The following is a 19,312-nucleotide window of genomic DNA, read 5'->3' on the forward strand; positions in this document are numbered from 1 at the left end:
AAGTTAGTAACCTATTTTGGTCCGAACACGTTTCAGTACTTCATCGGCAACCACTTTAGCCTTTTCTGCTCCAATAGATAATAATCTATCAATTTCTGGTTTATTATTCATGAAATATTCAAACTTCTCGCGTTCCTCTTTATATGTATCGCAAATCAATTCAAATAAAGCTTGTTTGGCATGACCATAACCAAAACCGCCGGCTATATATTTTGATCTCAAATCAGCGACCTGATTGTCTGATGCTATCAATTTATAAATCTGAAAAACATTACAAGTATTTGGGTCTTTTGGTTCTTCCAAAGGAGTACTGTCTGTTTCAATACTCATAATTTGTTTACGCAACTTTTTATCAGTTTGAAACAAATTAATAATGTTTCCTTTGGATTTACTCATCTTTTCACCATCAGTACCAGGAACATATTTTGTAGATTCTGAAATGTAAGATTCTGGTAAAACGAAAGTTTCACCAAATTTAGCATGGAAACGTTCGGCAACATCTCTTGTCATTTCAATATGTTGCAATTGATCTTTGCCCACCGGAATTTGTTCCGCATCGTATAATAAAATATCTGCAGCCATCAACATTGGATACGTGAACAATCCAGCATTAACATCACTAAGACGATCCGATTTATCTTTGAATGAATGAGCTAAAGTTAGGCGTTGGTATGGAAACATACAGCTTAAGTACCAGTTTAATTCAGTAACCTGAGGAACATCGCTTTGTCTATAAAAAGTTGTTCTTTCAACATCCAAACCAAAAGCTAACCAAGTTGCTGCTGTAGCATAAGTGTTATTTCTAAGCACTTCAGCATCTTTAATTTGCGTAAGTGTATGCAAATTAGCAATGAATAAAAAAGATTCATTATTTGGCGTATTGGCCATTTCTATAGCAGGGATGATTGCACCCAGTAAATTCCCTAAATGCGGCGTTCCTGTACTTTGAATACCGGTCAAAATTCTAGACATAATTGCAATTTTTATCAAAAGGACCAAAGATAAATCTTTTGTTCAACTGAAACCATTCTATTTATTAAATTTGCCGACTATGAAATGGTATAGAAAAATATTGATCTTCATTTGGCGAATTTGGTTTTACATCTTGGTCATTGTACCGATTATTATTCTATTGCCTGTATTACTAATAACCACTTCCAAAGAAAAATGGTATAAAAGCACATACAAAATAGGCAGATTCTGGGCTAAAGTTGTGCTTTATGGCATGGGGTTTTACCCAAAAACTTATTACGCAACAAAGCTAAAAAAAGAAGAAAGCTATATGTTGACAGCCAATCATACAAGTATGATCGATATCATGATGATGATTTATGTGTCCAAATATCCGTTTGTATTTATTGGTAAAAAAGAATTGGCTAAGCTTCCCGTTTTTGGTTTGGTATATCGTCGTTCTTGTATTTTGGTAGATCGCAAAAATCCAAGAAGTAGAAAGAAAGCATTTGAGGAAGCCCAGCGCCGTTTGAAAAATGGCACTAGTATTTGTATTTTCCCAGAAGGCGGTGTTCCTGCTGATATTAACAAAAAGCTAGATGAATTTAAAGATGGTGCATTTAGACTTTCTATAGAGCACCAAATCCCTATCGTTCCAATTTCATTTCCAGATAATAAAACCCATTTTAGATATGAGTTTTTGACAGGAAAGCCAGGAAAACTTCGCGCTTATGTACACCCGATGATTCACACAAAAGGTTTAGAATTGAACCTTGCCAACAGAAAACTGTTAAAGCAGAAAACTGCTGAACTCATTAGCAGTAAACTGACTTGGTAAGAACATTAAACGCATTTTTGTATTAAATTTCATTTTTATATATTGTTGTTTTCTATTAATTTTTAAATAAAAATCTAATGGCAGGACACAGTAAGTGGGCGAATATCAAACACAGAAAAGGCGCTCAAGATAAAAAGCGAGCAAAAGAATTTACCCGAGCAATCAAAGAAATCACAGTAGCTGTAAAAGAAGGTGGTGGGCCAGACCCCGAAACCAATCCGACCTTAAGAAATGCTATTTCAAACGCCAAAGGTGTCAATATGCCAAAAGACACAATACAACGAGCGGTCAAAAAAGCTTCAGGCGCTGATGCTGAAAATTACGACACAGTTACTTTTGAAGGTTATGGTCCAAATGGCATTGCTATTTTTGTAGAATGTACAACCGACAATACCAATAGAACAGTTGCTTCTGTACGATCCATTTTTACTAAAAATGGTGGAAGTCTAGGCACAAACGGCTCTTTGGAATTTCTTTTTGACCGCAAAGGAGTTTTTGTAATAAATACCGAGAATTTAGAACTTGAAGAAGATGAATTAGAGTTGGAATTGATCGATGGTGGCGCTACGGATATTGAAAAAGAAGACAATTTGATTACTGTTTTTACTGAATTTACAGATTTTGGTAAAATGTCCACCAAATTAGAAAATCTCAACATAGAGCCAAAAAACGCTGAAGTCCAGCGCATTCCTCTGAATACTTCAGAACTCCCTTTAGAAGATGCCAAGAAAATTATGAACCTGATCGAAAAATTTGAAGACGATGACGACGTTCAAAACGTGTATCATAATTTAGAAATCACAGATGAATTGATTGAATCCTTTGAAGAAGAATGATTTTGTGGCATCGATTTTGTTGATTTCACTAGAACAAAAAACCAAAAATGCAATGAACAAATTCTACTTAACGCTCGTTTTCCTATTTTGTATAACTTCAGGATTTAGTCAAAGCGAGAATGAATCACAAAACTTGACTTTAGACAGTGAAAAATCTGATACTAAAGAAGACAATAATTTTTTCTTAGAATACTATTTTGGAGTAGGTATGAATTACACCGATGCCCTGAATATAAACCCACATCTCAGTGAAATTGGTGTACCAACTGTAAGGCGTTTTCCTTTTGAAATTTCATTTGGTCTAGGATTCTATTTCAAAGAAAAAAACAAAATAGAAATAGACTTAGGTGTGGCCAATATGTCTAGGGAAGACGGTAATTTTGGACATGAAATCAGAAATGTTTCAGCTGGCGTACGTTATACCAGAAACATTCTTGAAACCAAAGGCATAAACTTCTTAAATGTAGGTTTGGGTTTAAGTTCTTTTAATGGTAGTCTAGAGTTCTTCAATAAAAGTTCAAATATCGATTTGGACGATCCGAATAGCTTTGGAGAAATCGCAAAAATAAATCATCAACAATTTATGATAGGTCCCACAATTGGCTACGTGTTTAGAGATAAAGACAAACCAAAAAAAGAACAATTAAGAATTCAATTGTCTTACGATATCAATATTAGTGAAAATGACTGGGAATCTGAATACGCAAATGTTTCCAACAGCATGAATGAAAATATGAATCGCTTCCGTTTACAGCTTATTTTCCCTTTCCTACACTTATAAAAAATATAAAACACTTCATGTTTGAAAATTGAAGTGTTTTCTATTTCTCCTTTTTCTTTAAAACCAAAGCTATAATCGCAGATAAAAATACACCTGTAGCCAAATTATTGAAAATAGCTTGAGTTATATAAGAATTGAGATTATAAATTTGTTCCAAACCTTCTCTTGGCACACCTTCAGCAGCTCGATATTCTACAATATTAGAAAAAAATGCTGGTGAGATAATTTCTACCATCAAATAAATTGCAGCTGGAGACAAGCCAGCTATAACCGCAGAAAGTACCACACCAGACAAAAAAGCCTTTTGCCATGTAATTGTGCCATTATAGTATCGTTCTCTTTTTTGACGAATAGATACTATATAAATTAAAGCTTGTGGAATAATCAGAAACAAGCTGAACAAAGCTTGCTTGGAAACAAATTCGTCATGGTAACCAAAATATTTTTCAAGATAAACCCAAGCTATACTAATGGCTGTAAAAGCCGTCGCCCATTTCAGTTCAATTTCAAACTTTTTCATCTCTTATTATTGGTTTACCAACACCCATTCGCCTTTTTCTAAAAGCGGAATAGCTTGTTTATATTTCACTGTTTTTTCTTCACCATTGGTCACGTTCTTGATGTTTACTTTATCATTTCTACCAATTTTTGGTTGATCTCTAACAATCGTTTCTGTGACTTGTTGTTGTGGTTGACTAGCTTGAGCACCAGCTTGTCTAGATTGTGCCGCACGTTGGTCTAAATTCTGAATTTCTTCCTTTTGAGTTTCAAGATTTTCCTTTGGTCGCCTTTGTTTGGCCTCGGTAATTTGCTCAGCTTCTCGCTGTGGCAATTCACCTTTGAATAAAAATGAAATAACATCTTTATTCACTTCCTCCAACATAACTTTAAACAATTCAAAAGCTTCAAATTTGTAAATCAAAAGTGGATCTTTCTGCTCATGTACCGCCAACTGAACACTTTGTTTCAGCTCATCCATTTTTCGTAAATGGTTTTTCCAAGCTTCGTCTATAATGGCTAGAGAAATATTTTTTTCAAAATCTGTAATGAGCTCTTTACCTTCACTTTCATAGGCTTTTTTCAAATTAGTAACAACCTGAAGCGATTTTTGTCCGTCTGTAAAGGGTACTGCAATACGTTCGAATTTTTCGCCTTGTCTTTCATAGACTTCTTTTATTACTGGAAAAGCTTCTTCGGCGTTGCTTTCCATTTTGTTTTTATAATTTTCATAAGCTTGTTTATAAACGATTCCTGCTGTTTTCTGAATTGCTTGTTTTTCAAATTCAGCTTTGCTTACTGGAGAATTCATTGAGAAAAAACGAATCAATTCAAATTCGAAATTTTCAAAATTATTGGCTTTATGATTGGATTCTGTAATTACTTCCGCTGTGTCGAAAATCATATTGGCAATATCGATTCGTAATCTTTCACCAAATAATGCATTGTAACGACGTTTATAAATAACTTCGCGTTGAGCATTCATAACATCATCATATTCCAACAATCGTTTTCTGATGCCGAAATTGTTTTCTTCAACCTTCTTCTGGGCGCGTTCTATGGATTTTGAAATCATGGAATGCTGAATGACTTCGCCTTCTTCCAAGCCCATTCTATCCATCAGTTTGGCAATTTTTTCACTTCCGAAAAGTCGCATTAAATTGTCTTCTAAAGACACATAAAACTGAGAGCTTCCTGGATCACCTTGACGTCCGGCACGACCACGCAATTGTCTGTCTACACGCCTAGAATCGTGACGCTCTGTACCAATAATCGCTAAACCACCGGCTTCTTTAACTTCTTTGGACAATTTAATATCCGTACCACGACCCGCCATGTTGGTTGCAATTGTAACGATGCCTTTATTCCCAGCTTCGGCTACAATATCGGCTTCACGTTTGTGAAGTTTCGCGTTCAAAACATTGTGCTTTACTGAGCGCAATTTCAGCATTCGGCTAAGCAATTCTGAAATTTCTACGGAAGTTGTACCAATCAAAATTGGTCTGCCTTGTGCAGAAAGATTGGCGACTTCATCGATAATAGCGTTGTATTTTTCACGCTTAGTTTTATAAACTTTATCTTGTTTATCGTCTCTGGCAATTGGTTTATTGGTTGGTATTTCTACCACATCCAATTCATAGATTTCCCAAAATTCGCCAGCTTCAGTTACGGCTGTACCTGTCATCCCAGACAGTTTGTTGTACATTCTAAAATAGTTCTGAAGCGTTACCGTAGCGAAAGTTTGAGTTGCGTCTTCAATTTTGACATTTTCTTTGGCTTCAATCGCTTGGTGAAGTCCATCAGAATAACGTCTGCCGTCCATAATACGGCCAGTTTGTTCGTCAACGATTTTTACTTTGTTTTCCATCACGACATATTCTGTGTCTTTTTCAAACAAAGTATAAGCTTTCAGTAGTTGTCTTAGTGTATGAATTCTTTCACTTTTGACGCTGAAATCTCTATATAATTCTTCTTTTTTCTCGGCTTCTTCTTCTTTTGAAAGTCCTTCCTTTTCAATTTTGGCAATTTCTAAACCAATTTCTGGCATCACGAAAAAGTCTTTATCTTCTTCTCCAGATAGAAAATCAATACCTTTATCTGTGAGGTCTATTTGGTTGCTTTTTTCTTCAATCGTGAAATATAATTCCGCATCAACTTTATGCATTTCACGATTATTGTCTTGCATGTAATGGTTTTCTGTTTTCTGAAGTAATTGCCTTACACCTTCTTCACTCAGAAATTTAATCAATGCCTTATTTTTTGGTAAACCACGGTAAACTCTTAGTAATTGTAGACCGCCTTCTTTGGTATCACCAGCTTTGATAAGTTTTTTGGCTTCTGCTAGAACGCCAGTTAAATACTTTCTTTGAACTTCAACAATTTTTGAGATTTGTGGCTTTAAAGCTTCAAATTCGTGAACATCTCCTTTAGGAACTGGTCCTGAAATAATCAAAGGTGTTCTCGCATCATCAATCAACACAGAATCGACCTCGTCTACTATCGCAAAATTATGTGGTTTCTGCACCAAATCACCTGGTGCATGACTCATATTATCTCTTAAGTAATCAAAACCAAATTCATTGTTAGTACCGTATGTAATATCTGCATTGTAAGCATGTCTTCTTGCGGCAGAATTTGGTTTGTAATAATCTATACAATCGACACGCAGTCCGTGAAATTCAAAAATTGGTGCCATCCAGGCGCTGTCTCGTTTAGCAAGATAATCGTTGACCGTAACTAGATGAACACCGTTGCCAGTAAGCGCATTTAAATACATCGGCAAAGTAGCGACCAAGGTTTTCCCTTCTCCAGTTTGCATTTCTGCAATTTTTCCTTGATGCATGGCAATTCCGCCAATCAATTGGACATCGTAGTGAATCATGTCCCAAGTGATAGGTTTTCCTGCAGCATCCCAAGAATTTTTCCAAATGGCTTTTTCGCCCTCTAAAGTGACATAATCTTTGGTTGCAGAAATCGTACGGTCAAATTCTGAGGCTGAAACTTCCATTGTTTCATTATGAAAAAAGCGTTTAGCCGTTTCTTTAACGGTTGCAAAGGCTTCTGGCAAAATATCGTTAAGTACAAATTCTGAAACCTCGTAAATCTTCGATTTCAAATCATCTATTTCTGTGTAGATATTTTCTTTAACGTCTATATCCTGCTCAGCTTCTGCTTTGTCCTTAAGGCTTGCAATTTCTGTTCGAAATTCTTCTGTCGCCTCATTGATTTTCGATTTGAACTTTACTGTGTTATAACGGAGCTCGTCTATACTTAGCGCTTCAAATTCTTTTTCGAAGCTTTTTATTTTATCAACGATTGGCATAATAGCCTTGACGTCTTTTTTGGCTTTATCGCCAACAAATACTTTTAATACTGAATCTAAAACACCCATATTTGGATTTTATTTTTTGAATAGTCAAAGGTAACGAAAAAAAAAAGTCCCTTTACGAGACTTTTAGAGTGATTTTTTTATTTGAACGAGGAATTAATATTCGTCTTCGTTCCAAAGATAGTCTTCGTCTGTAGGATAATCTGGCCAGATTTCTTCTATAGAATCATATGTATCGCCTTCATCCTCTATGGATTGCAAGTTTTCTACAACTTCTAATGGTGCACCCGTTCTTATGGCATAATCTATCAATTCGTCTTTGGTGGCAGGCCACGGCGCATCACTTAAGTAGGATGCTAGTTCTAAGGTCCAATACATCTTATAACGTCATTTATAATTTTTGCAAATGTAATTTTTTTGAATTAACTATCAAGTATTTTACAAATTTTTTACCTAAGTTTTTTTGCTAATTCTCTGATTTCAAATTGATTTTGAAAACTGGTTCATACTTATGCTTTATTGGGAACTTCTTGATGATATTTGTTTTAAATTTAAAGGATTGAAAAAGATAAAGTGAATATCAAATAATATTAATCACAAAAAAACATTAAACTTGAAGCTAATGTGTATTTTTTCGCAAATTTTGAAATTCAGTATGACACAAACTAATTTTATGAAACTAATCATTTTTTCTTTTTTACTTTCCGTGAGTGTTCTTCAGGCACAAAATGAAAATGCCTACAAGGATGGTGAATGGTTGAGTTTTAAAATAAAATATGGCTGGTTTAAAGCCAGTACCGCAACGTTGGAAATCAACGATACAATTTATAATGGCAAGAAATTATTTCATGTCATTGGTAAAGGAAAAAGCGTAGGACTTTTGGATGTATTTTTTAAAGTCCGTGACCAGTACGAAACCTTTATAGATGCCTATGGTTTGCCGCATAAGTTTGTCAGAGATATCAATGAAGGTGGCTACAAGAAACACAAAGAATTGTACTTTGACCATCAAAAAAACACGGTGAAAGTGCAAGATTTCAAACACAACACAACCGATCATTTTGAAATCGAACCAAACTCTCAAGACATGTTGTCCGCTTTTTATAAATTGAGAAATATAATTGGTAATGATGATTTGAAAAAAGGACAAGAATTCAACCTCAATATGTTTTTTGACAATGAAAATTATTACTTCAAAACCAAGTTTTTAGGAACGGAGGTTATTGAAACTGAATTTGGAAAAGTAAAGTGTCTAAAGTTCCGTCCTTATGTTATGGCAGATCGAGTTTTTGAAGCCGAAGAAAGTCTGACCTTTTGGGTCTCTGACGATCAAAATAAAATACCTATAAAAATTGAAGCCCAGCTTGCTGTTGGTTCACTTGTGGCAGAATTGGATAATTTCAAAAATCTGGCGCATTCTTTCAAAATTGTGGTGGATTGAGTAAATTTTGATCTCAAATCAAAGCTTTATTCAGCTAGTTTCAAAATAATAAACCCGTGTTAAGCTATGCAAAACACGGGTTTATTTGTTTTAAAAATTAATTTCTACAATTCTTCGTATCCCATATTATAAAAAGTAAAGGCAAAAATATCTGCGTATTCCTGAATAATCATTTCTGTGGGTTTTCCAGCACCATGTCCAGCATTGGTTTCTATACGAATCAAAGTCGGATTATTACCGCTCTGTTTACTTTGCAATTCTGCTGCAAATTTAAAACTGTGCGCCGGTACAACACGATCATCATGGTCACCAGTAGTGATTAAAGTTGCTGGATATTCCGTCTCACCTTTGATATTATGCAAAGGCGAATATCCTCTTAAATAATGAAACATTTCTGGACTATCTTCAGATGTACCATAATCATAAGCCCAACCTGCACCAGAAGTAAATGTGTGATAACGTAACATATCCAAAACACCAACTGCTGGCAAAGCAACTTGAACTAAATCTGGTCTTTGCGTCATTGTTGCTCCTACTAAAAGCCCGCCATTGGAACCACCTCTAATGGCTAGTTTTTCTGAAGATGTATATTTTTCATCAATCAAATACTCTGCAGCGGCTATAAAATCGTCAAAAACATTTTGCTTTTTCATTTTTATACCAGCATTATGCCATTTTTTGCCGTACTCACCACCACCACGAAGATTTGCGACAGCATAAACACCGCCATTTTCCAACCAAACTGTGTTTGCTGTACTGAAAGATGGCGTTAACGAAATATTGAAACCGCCATAACCATAAAGCATAGTTGGATTAGTGCCGTCTAGTTTGATGCCTTTTTTATGGGTGATAATCATTGGAATTTCTGTTCCGTCCTTAGATTTATAAAACACTTGCTTGCTTTCGTAATCTTCAGTATCAAAATTAATATCTGGTTTTTGGTAAACTTCAGAATCTCCTGTTTCAGGGTTGTACTTATAAATCGTACCAGGTGTGGTATAGTTTGTAAATGAATAATACAATTCTTCAGCTTCCTTTTTACCACCAAAACCGCCAAAAGATCCAACGCCTGGTAATTCAACTTCTCTAACCAAATTGCCGTCGTAATCATATTGTTTCACCTTAGAAACTGCATCTACCATATATTCCGCAAAGAAATATCCAGCGCCAGTTGAGGGAGACAAAACGTGTTCTGTTTCAGGAATGAAATCTTCCCAATTTTCTGGTTGTGGATTTTTAGCATCTACGCTTACAATGCGTTTGTTGGGTGCATCTTTATCTGTGACGATAAATAATTTTGACCCTTGATTCTCAATCACATAAACATCGTTGTCATAATGATCCACAACTTCTATGAATTCTGAATTTGACTGTGTCAAATCTTTAATTAGCAATTTGTTTCCAGATGTAGAAATGGATGCGGAAACCACCAAGTATTTATTGTCTTCTGTAACATTTCCAGAAACATAACGGTGTTTTTCTGCTTCAGTCCCACCAAAAACTAATTTGTCTTCACTTTGTGCAGTTCCTAATTTATGATAAAACAATTTGTGCTGATCTGTTTTGGCGGAAAGTTCACTGCCTTCTGGCTTATCGTAGCTTGAGTAATAAAACCCATCATTGCTTTTCCAAGAAATACCACTGAATTTCACATCAACTAAAGTGTCTCCTTTTTGTGCTTTCGTTTCAGCATCGAGCACGATTATTTTTCGCCAGTCGCTACCGCCTTCAGATATTGAATAAGCCAGCATTTCTCCATCTTTAGTAAAACTCATCCCAGCTAAGGAAGTTGTTCCGTCTTCACTGAATTTGTTAGGATCTAAAAAAACTTCAGCCTCTTCTGGACTTTTTTCATTTTTGTAGCGATAGTAGACGGCCTGATTTTGTAAACCGTCGTTTTTGCTGAAATATGTGTAATCTCCTCTTTTAAACGGTGCACCGATTTTTTCATAATTCCAAACTTCGGTTAAACGCTTTTTCAATGAATCACGATATGGAATATCTTCCAAATAGTTAAAAGTCAATGCATTTTGTGCTTTCACCCATTCTTCAGTTTCATCGCTTCGGTCGTTTTCTAACCAACGATATGGATCTCTTACTTCGGTATCAAAATATGAATCTACCGAATCTACTTGTTTAGTTTCTGGGTATGTCAAAGCGGTTTCTTTTTCTGTGTTTTCATTGCAAGCTATCAGAATGCCAGCAATAGCCACAGGTATAATTTTATATTTCATTGTTTTGATTTTGATGTAAATATAATCATTCAGAATCTATTTATTAAATCGTAAAACAATAAAAGCTGTCCTTTTCTGAACAGCTTTTATAAGATTCACAAAAAAATTATTGATTATTGAAACGGTGTTCCACCAAATATTCTGCAATCTGAACTGCATTTGTGGCAGCGCCTTTTCTCAAATTATCGGCAACAATCCACAAATTCAATGCATTTTCTCTAGTAAAATCTCGTCGAATTCTGCCAATAAACACATCGTTTTTACCTTCAGCATAAATCGGCATCGGATAGGTGTTTACTTCTGGATTATCTTGTAAAGTAATTCCAGGTGTTTCACTCAATATTTTTTTAATTTCAGAAACCTCAAAAGGTTTATTAAATTCAATATTCACAGATTCTGAATGCCCGCCAACCACAGGAATTCTAACCGCGGTTGCCGCAACTTTCACGCTTTCGTCTGAAAGAATTTTTTTGGTTTCCTGAGTCAGTTTCATTTCTTCTTTGGTGTAATCGTTTTCCAAAAATACATCACAATGTGGAATGGCATTTTTATGAATTGGGTACGGATACGCCATTTCGCCTTTGCTGCCAGTATATTCATTTTCTAATTGCTGAACAGCTTTCACACCAGTTCCTGTAATGGATTGGTAAGTTGAAATAATCACGCGATCAATTTGAAAAGCATCATGAAGCGGTTTCAATGCCATCACCAACTGAATTGTAGAACAATTTGGGTTGGCAATAATCAAATCTTCATTAGTAATTTCATTAGCATTGATTTCTGGAACCACCAATTTTTTGCTTGGATCCATGCGCCAAGCTGAAGAATTATCGATCACGCTCGTGCCCACTTCAGCAAATTTTGGTGCCCAAATTAAGGAAGTTTCACCTCCAGCAGAAAACAAAGCGATTTCAGGTTTTCGTTTCACTGCGTCTTCAAGACCTACTATTTTGTAAGTTTTTCCTTTGAATTCAATATTCTTTCCCACAGATTTTTCTGAAGCTACGGGAATCAATTCAGTTAAAGGAAAATCACGCTCCGCCAAAATCTGGAGCATCACTTGGCCAACCATTCCGGTGGCACCAACTACAGCTACTTTCATCGTTTTAAATTTATTATTTGAATTTTGTCGCAAAAGTAAGATAATGCATTTTTGAAGTCCTATATTTTACAAATATTTATCTGCGTTTGGTATAAAACTGAAGTTTGGTAGAATTAGCAATTTCAAGCTTTCTTAAGTACTTTAGCAAAAAATTTATCACATTGAATTATTTATCAGTTGAAGAGGTTTCCAAATCTTATGGAACTCTAGTATTATTTGAAAATCTATCTTTTGGCATCAGTCAAGGTCAGAAAATAGCATTGATTGCCAAAAACGGTACTGGCAAAACCACTTTGATGGACATTATTGCTGGCAAAGAAGCCCCAGACAACGGTCAAGTGGTGTACAGAAAAGGCGTGAAAGTTGGTTTTTTACCACAAGAACCGAATTTAGAACCGAGCTTGAGCATTGAGGAAACAATTTTGGCGTCTGATAACGAAGTGCTTCAAATAATCAATAATTATGAAAAAGCGCTTCAAAATCCTGATGATTCTGAAGCCTATCAAGCCGCTTTTGACCAAATGGAAGCTAAGCAAGCTTGGGATTTTGAAACGACATACCAGCAAATTCTTTCCAAATTAAAATTGGATGATATGTCTAAAAAAGTCAGGGATTTGTCAGGCGGACAGAAAAAACGCTTAGCGTTGGCAAATTTGTTGTTGGACAAACCAGATTTGCTCATTTTGGACGAGCCAACCAACCACCTGGATTTGGAAATGATAGAATGGCTGGAAGAATTTTTGAAAAGTGAAAACCTGACTTTATTTATGGTCACACACGACCGGTATTTCTTAGATCGCGTGTGTAACCATATCATAGAATTGGAGGATAAAACGTTATATAATTACAAAGGCAACTATAGCTATTATGTAGAGAAGCGCGCCGAACGTATGGAAATAGAAGCTTCCACAACGGCCAAAGCTAAACAACTTTATAAGAAAGAATTGGACTGGATGCGTCGCCAACCTAAAGCAAGAACAACCAAATCCAAATCTAGAATAGAAAGTTTTGGCGATGTAAAAGCCAGAGCTAGCCAAAGGCGAAAAGACCATAAAGTAGAGTTGGAAATCAATATGGAACGTTTGGGTTCCAAAGTTGTTGAAATGCATCAGGTTTCCAAATCTTTTGAAAACAAGCAATTGTTTCAAGGTTTTAGTTACAATTTCAAAAAGCAAGAACGGATTGGTATTATTGGTAAAAATGGTTCTGGAAAATCAACTTTTCTAAATATTCTTACTGGAAATATTCAACCAGATCAAGGTAAAGTTGTTCACGGCGAAACCTTGAAATTTGGTTACTACACACAAGGCGGCATTCAGGCAAAAGAAGGTCAAAAAGTAATTGAGGTGATTCGAGATTACGGCGATTACATTCCACTGGCTAAAGGCAGGCAAATTTCTGCGCAACAACTTTTGGAGAAATTTTTATTCGATCGTAAGAAGCAATATGATTTTGTGGAAAAGCTAAGTGGTGGCGAGAAAAAACGCCTCTACCTGTGTACGGTTTTAATTCAAAATCCGAATTTCTTGATTCTGGATGAACCGACTAACGATTTGGATATTGTCACACTCAATGTTTTGGAAAACTTCTTATTGGATTTCCCAGGTTGCTTGATAGTGGTGAGTCACGACCGTTATTTCATGGATAAAATTGTAGATCATTTATTTGTATTTGGTGAAGGAGAAATTAAAGATTTCCCTGGCAATTATTCCGATTATAGAGAGTTGAAGTCATTGGAAAGTCTGCAAAACGAAGCGCCTAAAACCAAAGAAAAAGTTGAGGACAAACCCAAACAAAAGACTCAACCAAGCAACAAACTTACTTACAATGAGCAAAAAGCTTTCAAAAAATTAGAAAAGGATATCAAGAATTTAGAGCAACAAAAAGCAAATTTAGAAACTGAATTTCTAAAAGATTTATCGCCAGAAGAAATTAAAGACAACACAATCAAGCTTCAGGAAATTCAACAAAACATAGACGCTAAGACCGAAGAATGGTTCGAGTTGTCTATGAAAAATGAAAGCTAGTCTAGGTTTTCTTAGTTTTTTGTGTTTCAAAATGTTGGTAATAATAACTATATTTGACATAAAGGAAAATGTTATGAAAATAGTAGAACTAAGAGATAAATGGGAAAAATCAATTTCTGAAGTTGATGATGAATTTTTACTCATGATTGATGCGCTTTATGAAAGATACAATAAAGAGGTGAAAGATGATTTTTTCGATGAATTACCTAAAAATGTTCAAGACTTACTAATTCTGAGTAGAAAACAAGCTAAAGAAGGAAAGTTAGCTTCTCACCAACAAGTCATGGAGAAGTACAGAAATAAATATAATGTCTAACAGTAAACTCTACGAGATAAATTGGACTGAATTAGCAGATACTTCTTATAATCAGGAACTTGAATTCATATACAAAAAGTGGAATACGAAAGAAGTCCTTAAGTTTATGGATTTGGTAGATCACTGTATTATCAATCTTAGATCAGGAATGGTAGCTGGCAAAAATTCACAAAAAACTGGTTTTAAAAGTCTTGTCATTTCTAAGCAAACAACATTATTTTATGAACTCTTAGAAGATAATTATCAGATTAATTTATTACTTTTTTGGAATAATAAAAGTGACCCTAAAAATTTAGAACAGTTACTAAACATTGATAAATAAAGCCCTATAATACATCACTAAAATTTTAAAAAAAGAAAGCTATTTTAATCTTGATTGTCATCCCTTCGTTTTCGGTCTTTTTTTGAAGCATTATTGATGAAAATCAACACAGCAGCGATTAAACCCAAAATTACCAATCCAAAAATGATGGTCATAATAAACGCACCATTAGACCAGTTTACAAATAAAGTTTGAAGTGTCATCATGATTAAATTTTTATCAAAAATAAACAAGCCTAGATTTCAAATTAATGACAAAAATCAGTTTTTGATGTAAAATATTGAAAAATGAAAAATTTCTCATACCTCAAATTTCTGCTCAGTTCCAAGAATCAACATGGCATTCATTCGCCATTTGTATACAAATTAATTACTGAATGTTTTTATGACAAAACCCAATATGAAGCTTATAAAGACATTTCAAGTCTAAAAAAATCACTACCAAAATTCACCAAAACACCAAGTCTGAAACGTTTGAAATTTCTATTCAGATTAGTCAATTATTTGAACATCTCTTCTGTTTTGGAAATTGGAAAATCCAGTGGAATTTCAAGTTTAACAATGAGTTTATCTGCTTCAGAAGTTAGAAAAATAGATGGTTCAAACGCTGCATTTGATTTTTTAAGCAAAAAAAATACTCAAATTCAATTTCAGAATATAAAAGTTCTTCAACAGAAGTTTTCGGAATATGCAGCGCAAATTCCCCAAAGCAAAACTTTCGATTTGGTCTTTGTCAATCAATGTGAAAATACTGAAATTTGCCAAGCCTATTTTCAGAAACTTCTCAAACACTACCACAACGACACCGTTTTTATTTTCGATGCCATTTATTCTTCAGAAGCTATGCAAAATGTCTGGAGCAACATCAAAAGTCATCCAGAAGTTCGTGTAACCATCGATACTTTTCGTTGGGGACTCGTATTTTTTAGAACCGAACAAGTGAAACAGAATTTTAAAATCCGTTTATAATTTTCAAATTCCAATTTTAAACTTAATTTTATAGAAAAATAAATTATGCTTGAAGAACTCTCGCCAGAAATGCAGTTTATTTTGATCATTGTTGGCTTGGCCGTTTTGTTTTTATTAGTGTTTTGGAACAACAAACGCAATAAAAGCAAACGCTTTGATCGTGACAAAAGAAATTTTAGGAAAAATTTTTATGAGAAAAAACAAAAGCAAAAAGATCCCTAAAGCTTATTTCCGCAGGACAGTTTTTGAAGAATTTTCCAGCTTTTTCTACTATCTTTGCGCGCGATGACAAAAACAGCAATCACAGAGCAGTTTTCTAACAACGCAGCCACCAAAAAACTAATTGAAGCGCTTTCAACAGCAGAAGCGCAATCTATTTTCGTCAAAGGTTTAGTCGGCTCGGCAGTGTCGTTTTTGCAAGCCGAAGTTTTCCGAAAAACTGAAAAACCTTTTCTTTTAATCTTCAACGACAAGGAAGAAGCTGCTTACCACCTCAACGATTTAGAGCAACTTTTAGACGAAAAAAACGTGTTGTTTTATCCTGGAAGTTACCGCAGACCATACCAAATTGAAGAAACCGACAATGCTAATGTATTGTTGCGTGCCGAGGTACTTAACCGCATTAATTCCAGAAAAAAACCTTCGGTAATTGTTACCTATCCCGAAGCACTTTTTGAAAAAGTAGTGACCAAAAAAGAACTGGACAAAAGTATTTTGAAAATCAAACTCAACGACGAATTGTCCATAGATTTTGTCAACGAAGTACTGTTTGAATACAAATTCAAACGTGTAGATTTTGTCACAGAACCTGGCGAATTTTCAGTGAGAGGCGGCATTATAGATGTTTTTTCATTCAGTAATGACGAGCCTTACCGGATCGAATTTTTTGGCGATGATGTGGACAGCATCAGAACTTTTGATGTTGAAACCCAACTGTCTACCGACCAAAAAAAGAAAATCGGCATTATGCCGAATGTTGAAAAAAAACAGCTTGATGAAGTCCGAGAAACTTTTCTGGAATACATCAGCAACAAAGCGGTGGTTTTCATCAAAAATATTGATTTTCTGTCCAACACTTTAGACAACTTGTTTGCCAAAGCAGAAACCGCATTTTCTGAATTGTCTGAAGATATCAAACACAGTAAACCTGAAGAATTATTTTGCCAAAGTGAAGTCCTAAAACGGCAATTGCTCAATTTTCACCTGGTAGAATTCGGCACACAAAACTTTTTCAAATCAGATCTTAAAATTGATTATCCCACAAGACCACAACCGTCTTTCAATAAAAAATTCGATTTGCTGATTGAAGATTTGAACAAAAATCACGAATCAGGTTATCAAAATTATATTTGTTGTACCAGTGAACAACAAGCTAAGCGTTTCAAAGATATTTTCGATCCAGAAAGCGGACTTCTGGATGACAATAAAACCGTGCCATACGAAACGCTGGTTTTATCGATGCATCAAGGTTTTATAGACGATTTGAACAAAATTGTTTGCTACACCGATCATCAAATTTTTGATCGCTATCATAAATTTCATCTAAAAAACGGTTACGCCAAAAAACAAGCCATTACGCTCAAAGAGTTGACGAGTCTTGAAATTGGCGACTACGTTACTCATATCGACCACGGCATTGGAAAATTTGGCGGTCTTCAGAAAATAGACGTTGAAGGCAAACAGCAAGAAGCGGTGAAATTGGTTTATGGCGATCGCGATATTTTGTACCTCAGCATTCACTCGCTACACAAGATTTCAAAATACAACGGCAAAGATAGCAAACCGCCACAAGTCTATAAACTCGGCAGTAAAGCTTGGAAAAATTTAAAGAAAAAAACCAAAGCCCGAGTCAAAAAAGTTGCTTTCGATCTCATCAAATTATATGCGAAACGTCGATTGGAAAAAGGCCATCAATTCGGACCAGATTCTTATTTGCAACATGAATTGGAAGCTTCATTTATTTATGAAGACACGCCCGATCAAAGTACCGCCACTCAAGCTGTGAAAGAAGACATGGAAAAAGAACAACCCATGGACAGATTGGTTTGTGGCGATGTTGGTTTTGGCAAAACAGAAGTTGCCATTCGTGCTGCTTTCAAAGCGGTGGATAATGGTAAACAAGTTGCGATTTTAGTACCGACAACGATTTTGGCGTTTCAACATCATAAAACTTTTTCAGAACGATTGAAAGAATTTCCAGTAACGGTAGATTATTTGAATCGTTTCCGAACCGCCAAAGAACGCCGAACCGTTTTGGAAGGTTTAGAAAACGGACAAGTGGATATTGTCATCGGAACGCATCAGCTGGTGAATAAAGCCGTAAAATTTAAAGATTTAGGCTTACTCATTATCGATGAGGAGCAAAAATTTGGCGTTTCCGTGAAAGACAAGTTGAAAACCATCAAAGCCAATGTCGATACCTTGACACTTACAGCGACACCAATTCCGAGAACATTACAATTCAGTTTGATGGCGGCCAGAGATTTGTCTACTATTAAAACGCCACCACCGAATCGTTATCCTATAGAAACCCACGTCATTCGTTTTTCTGAAGATCAAATTCGGGATGCGGTTTCATATGAAATCCAGCGTGGCGGACAAGTGTTTTTCATCAACAATCGCATTGAAAATATTCAGGAAGTCGCTGGTTTGATTCAGCGTTTGGTACCAGATGCTAAAATTGGCATCGGTCATGGTCAAATGGAAGGCAAGAAGTTAGAAAAACTGATGCTAAGTTTTATGAACAACGAATTTGATGTTTTGGTGTCCACCACAATTATCGAAAGCGGTTTGGATGTAACCAACGCCAATACGATTTTAATCAACGATGCTAATAATTTCGGTATGTCCGATTTACACCAAATGCGCGGACGTGTCGGGCGAAGCAATAAAAAAGCGTTTTGTTACCTCATCACACCACCTCTGACCATGATGACAGATGATGCCCGAAAGCGAATCACGGCTTTGGAGCAATTTTCAGATTTGGGCAGCGGCATCAATATCGCGATGAAAGATTTGGAAATCCGTGGAGCTGGAGATTTGTTAGGCGGTGAACAAAGTGGTTTTATTTCCGATATTGGTTTTGAAACCTACCAAAAAATTCTCAATGAAGCCATTGAAGAATTGAAAGAAAATGAGTTCAAAACGGTGTATCAAGAAGATGAGAAAGATGAAGATAAGGTTTATGTAAAAGATGCTCAAATTGATACGGATTTTGAAATTTTATTTCCAGATGACTATATCAATAGCATCAAAGAACGTTTGAATTTGTACACCAAATTGAATGAAGTCAACAACGAAGACGGGCTTTTAGCTTTCGAAAAAGAACTCGTTGACCGTTTTGGAGAATTGCCACAAGAAGCCGAAGATTTGCTAAATAGTGTCCGTTTGAAATGGATTGCCGCCAGTATTGGTTTAGAGAAAATCGTACTCAAAAAAGGCAAAATGATTGGCTACTTCTTGTCCAATCAACAATCGGATTTTTACCAATCCAAACGTTTTAGAGAAGTGCTTCAATATGTGCAAACGCATCCTCGCAATTGCCAAATGAAAGAAAAAGAAACCAGAAACGGATTGCGTTTATTATTGACTTTTGAAAAAATCACTTCGGTCAATCGTGCTTTAGAAGTTTTGAAACCATTGGAACAAAAAGACTTGGCTGAAAGCTGAA

17 protein-coding genes are annotated in these 19,312 nt (G+C 35.5%); 10 read left to right on the forward strand and 7 right to left on the reverse strand.

What is annotated here, in order from left to right; translation table 11 throughout:
- Positions 1-3 precede the first annotated feature (3 nt).
- A complete protein-coding gene (gene trpS, locus EIG86_RS09555) occupies positions 4-972 on the reverse strand; it encodes a tryptophan--tRNA ligase (RefSeq protein ID WP_127845947.1) in 969 nt (322 codons plus the stop codon).
- A gap of 79 nt (positions 973-1,051) precedes the next feature.
- On the opposite strand from trpS, the gene EIG86_RS09560 reads away from it, so the two are divergent.
- The 3 genes from EIG86_RS09560 to EIG86_RS09570 all read left to right on the forward strand — a co-directional run bounded on the left by EIG86_RS09560 (position 1,052) and on the right by EIG86_RS09570 (position 3,406).
- Entirely contained in the window at positions 1,052-1,789 is a 738-nt protein-coding gene (locus tag EIG86_RS09560) for a lysophospholipid acyltransferase family protein (RefSeq protein ID WP_127845948.1), read from the forward strand.
- A gap of 77 nt (positions 1,790-1,866) precedes the next feature.
- Positions 1,867-2,625, forward strand: coding sequence for a YebC/PmpR family DNA-binding transcriptional regulator (locus EIG86_RS09565; RefSeq protein ID WP_127845949.1), 759 nt, complete (start codon positions 1,867-1,869; stop codon positions 2,623-2,625).
- Positions 2,626-2,677: 52 nt separating this feature from the next.
- A complete protein-coding gene (locus EIG86_RS09570; RefSeq protein WP_127845950.1) occupies positions 2,678-3,406 on the forward strand; it encodes a hypothetical protein in 729 nt (242 codons plus the stop codon).
- A gap of 40 nt (positions 3,407-3,446) precedes the next feature.
- On the opposite strand, the gene EIG86_RS09575 is transcribed toward EIG86_RS09570, so the two are convergent.
- From EIG86_RS09575 to EIG86_RS09585, 3 genes are all read right to left on the reverse strand, one after another.
- A complete protein-coding gene (locus tag EIG86_RS09575) occupies positions 3,447-3,926 on the reverse strand; it encodes a DUF4199 domain-containing protein (protein ID WP_127845951.1) in 480 nt (159 codons plus the stop codon).
- Positions 3,927-3,932: 6 nt separating this feature from the next.
- The gene (secA, locus tag EIG86_RS09580) at positions 3,933-7,295 is read right to left on the reverse strand and encodes a preprotein translocase subunit SecA (protein ID WP_127845952.1); all 3,363 of its coding nucleotides are present in this window, start codon (positions 7,293-7,295) and stop codon (positions 3,933-3,935) included.
- 93 nt (positions 7,296-7,388) lie between these two features.
- A complete protein-coding gene (locus tag EIG86_RS09585; RefSeq protein WP_073193496.1) occupies positions 7,389-7,610 on the reverse strand; it encodes a DUF2795 domain-containing protein in 222 nt (73 codons plus the stop codon).
- Between the two features lie 295 nt (positions 7,611-7,905).
- On the opposite strand from EIG86_RS09585, the gene EIG86_RS09590 reads away from it, so the two are divergent.
- On the forward strand, positions 7,906-8,673 hold the full coding sequence (locus EIG86_RS09590; RefSeq protein ID WP_127845953.1) for a DUF3108 domain-containing protein: 768 nt from the start codon (positions 7,906-7,908) through the stop codon (positions 8,671-8,673).
- 104 nt (positions 8,674-8,777) lie between these two features.
- On the opposite strand, the gene EIG86_RS09595 is transcribed toward EIG86_RS09590, so the two are convergent.
- Positions 8,778-10,907 (reverse strand): prolyl oligopeptidase family serine peptidase, encoded by a 2,130-nt coding sequence (locus EIG86_RS09595; protein ID WP_127845954.1) that lies wholly within the window; start codon positions 10,905-10,907, stop codon positions 8,778-8,780.
- Positions 10,908-11,013: 106 nt separating this feature from the next.
- Positions 11,014-12,009 (reverse strand): aspartate-semialdehyde dehydrogenase, encoded by a 996-nt coding sequence (locus EIG86_RS09600; protein WP_127845955.1) that lies wholly within the window; start codon positions 12,007-12,009, stop codon positions 11,014-11,016.
- 161 nt (positions 12,010-12,170) lie between these two features.
- Between EIG86_RS09600 and EIG86_RS09605 the strand changes: the two genes are divergently transcribed.
- The 3 genes from EIG86_RS09605 to EIG86_RS09615 all read left to right on the forward strand — a co-directional run bounded on the left by EIG86_RS09605 (position 12,171) and on the right by EIG86_RS09615 (position 14,674).
- A complete protein-coding gene (locus EIG86_RS09605) occupies positions 12,171-14,036 on the forward strand; it encodes an ABC-F family ATP-binding cassette domain-containing protein (RefSeq protein WP_127845956.1) in 1,866 nt (621 codons plus the stop codon).
- 73 nt (positions 14,037-14,109) lie between these two features.
- Positions 14,110-14,352: a hypothetical protein gene (locus EIG86_RS09610; protein WP_127845957.1), complete on the forward strand. Its 243-nt coding sequence runs from the start codon at positions 14,110-14,112 to the stop codon at positions 14,350-14,352.
- Positions 14,345-14,674, forward strand: coding sequence for a hypothetical protein (locus EIG86_RS09615; protein WP_127845958.1), 330 nt, complete (start codon positions 14,345-14,347; stop codon positions 14,672-14,674). The genes EIG86_RS09610 and EIG86_RS09615 overlap by 8 nt, the downstream gene beginning before the upstream one ends.
- 44 nt (positions 14,675-14,718) lie before the next feature.
- Here EIG86_RS09615 and EIG86_RS14180 read toward each other — a convergent pair whose 3' ends face one another.
- Positions 14,719-14,880: a hypothetical protein gene (locus EIG86_RS14180; RefSeq protein WP_192901724.1), complete on the reverse strand. Its 162-nt coding sequence runs from the start codon at positions 14,878-14,880 to the stop codon at positions 14,719-14,721.
- Positions 14,881-14,961: 81 nt separating this feature from the next.
- On the opposite strand from EIG86_RS14180, the gene EIG86_RS09620 reads away from it, so the two are divergent.
- From EIG86_RS09620 to mfd, 3 genes are all read left to right on the forward strand, one after another.
- On the forward strand, positions 14,962-15,642 hold the full coding sequence (locus EIG86_RS09620; protein ID WP_127845959.1) for a class I SAM-dependent methyltransferase: 681 nt from the start codon (positions 14,962-14,964) through the stop codon (positions 15,640-15,642).
- Positions 15,643-15,687: 45 nt separating this feature from the next.
- Positions 15,688-15,864: a hypothetical protein gene (locus tag EIG86_RS14185; protein ID WP_192901725.1), complete on the forward strand. Its 177-nt coding sequence runs from the start codon at positions 15,688-15,690 to the stop codon at positions 15,862-15,864.
- A gap of 63 nt (positions 15,865-15,927) precedes the next feature.
- Entirely contained in the window at positions 15,928-19,311 is a 3,384-nt protein-coding gene (mfd, locus tag EIG86_RS09625) for a transcription-repair coupling factor (RefSeq protein WP_127845960.1), read from the forward strand.
- Position 19,312 lies beyond the last annotated feature (1 nt).

Source organism: Psychroflexus aestuariivivens, assembly GCF_004010055.1.
Taxonomy (GTDB): Bacteria; Bacteroidota; Bacteroidia; order Flavobacteriales; family Flavobacteriaceae; genus Psychroflexus; species Psychroflexus aestuariivivens.

Coding starts and splice junctions, on each gene's coding strand:
- trpS (WP_127845947.1), bottom strand. CDS start 972: ATGTCTAGAATTTTGACCGGTATTCAAAGTACAGGAACGCCGCATTTA.
- EIG86_RS09560 (WP_127845948.1), top strand. CDS start 1,052: ATGAAATGGTATAGAAAAATATTGATCTTCATTTGGCGAATTTGGTTT.
- EIG86_RS09565 (WP_127845949.1), top strand. CDS start 1,867: ATGGCAGGACACAGTAAGTGGGCGAATATCAAACACAGAAAAGGCGCT.
- EIG86_RS09570 (WP_127845950.1), top strand. CDS start 2,678: ATGAACAAATTCTACTTAACGCTCGTTTTCCTATTTTGTATAACTTCA.
- EIG86_RS09575 (WP_127845951.1), bottom strand. CDS start 3,926: ATGAAAAAGTTTGAAATTGAACTGAAATGGGCGACGGCTTTTACAGCC.
- secA (WP_127845952.1), bottom strand. CDS start 7,295: ATGGGTGTTTTAGATTCAGTATTAAAAGTATTTGTTGGCGATAAAGCC.
- EIG86_RS09585 (WP_073193496.1), bottom strand. CDS start 7,610: ATGTATTGGACCTTAGAACTAGCATCCTACTTAAGTGATGCGCCGTGG.
- EIG86_RS09590 (WP_127845953.1), top strand. CDS start 7,906: ATGAAACTAATCATTTTTTCTTTTTTACTTTCCGTGAGTGTTCTTCAG.
- EIG86_RS09595 (WP_127845954.1), bottom strand. CDS start 10,907: ATGAAATATAAAATTATACCTGTGGCTATTGCTGGCATTCTGATAGCT.
- EIG86_RS09600 (WP_127845955.1), bottom strand. CDS start 12,009: ATGAAAGTAGCTGTAGTTGGTGCCACCGGAATGGTTGGCCAAGTGATG.
- EIG86_RS09610 (WP_127845957.1), top strand. CDS start 14,110: ATGAAAATAGTAGAACTAAGAGATAAATGGGAAAAATCAATTTCTGAA.
- EIG86_RS09615 (WP_127845958.1), top strand. CDS start 14,345: ATGTCTAACAGTAAACTCTACGAGATAAATTGGACTGAATTAGCAGAT.
- EIG86_RS14180 (WP_192901724.1), bottom strand. CDS start 14,880: ATGATGACACTTCAAACTTTATTTGTAAACTGGTCTAATGGTGCGTTT.
- EIG86_RS09620 (WP_127845959.1), top strand. CDS start 14,962: ATGAAAAATTTCTCATACCTCAAATTTCTGCTCAGTTCCAAGAATCAA.
- EIG86_RS14185 (WP_192901725.1), top strand. CDS start 15,688: ATGCTTGAAGAACTCTCGCCAGAAATGCAGTTTATTTTGATCATTGTT.
- mfd (WP_127845960.1), top strand. CDS start 15,928: ATGACAAAAACAGCAATCACAGAGCAGTTTTCTAACAACGCAGCCACC.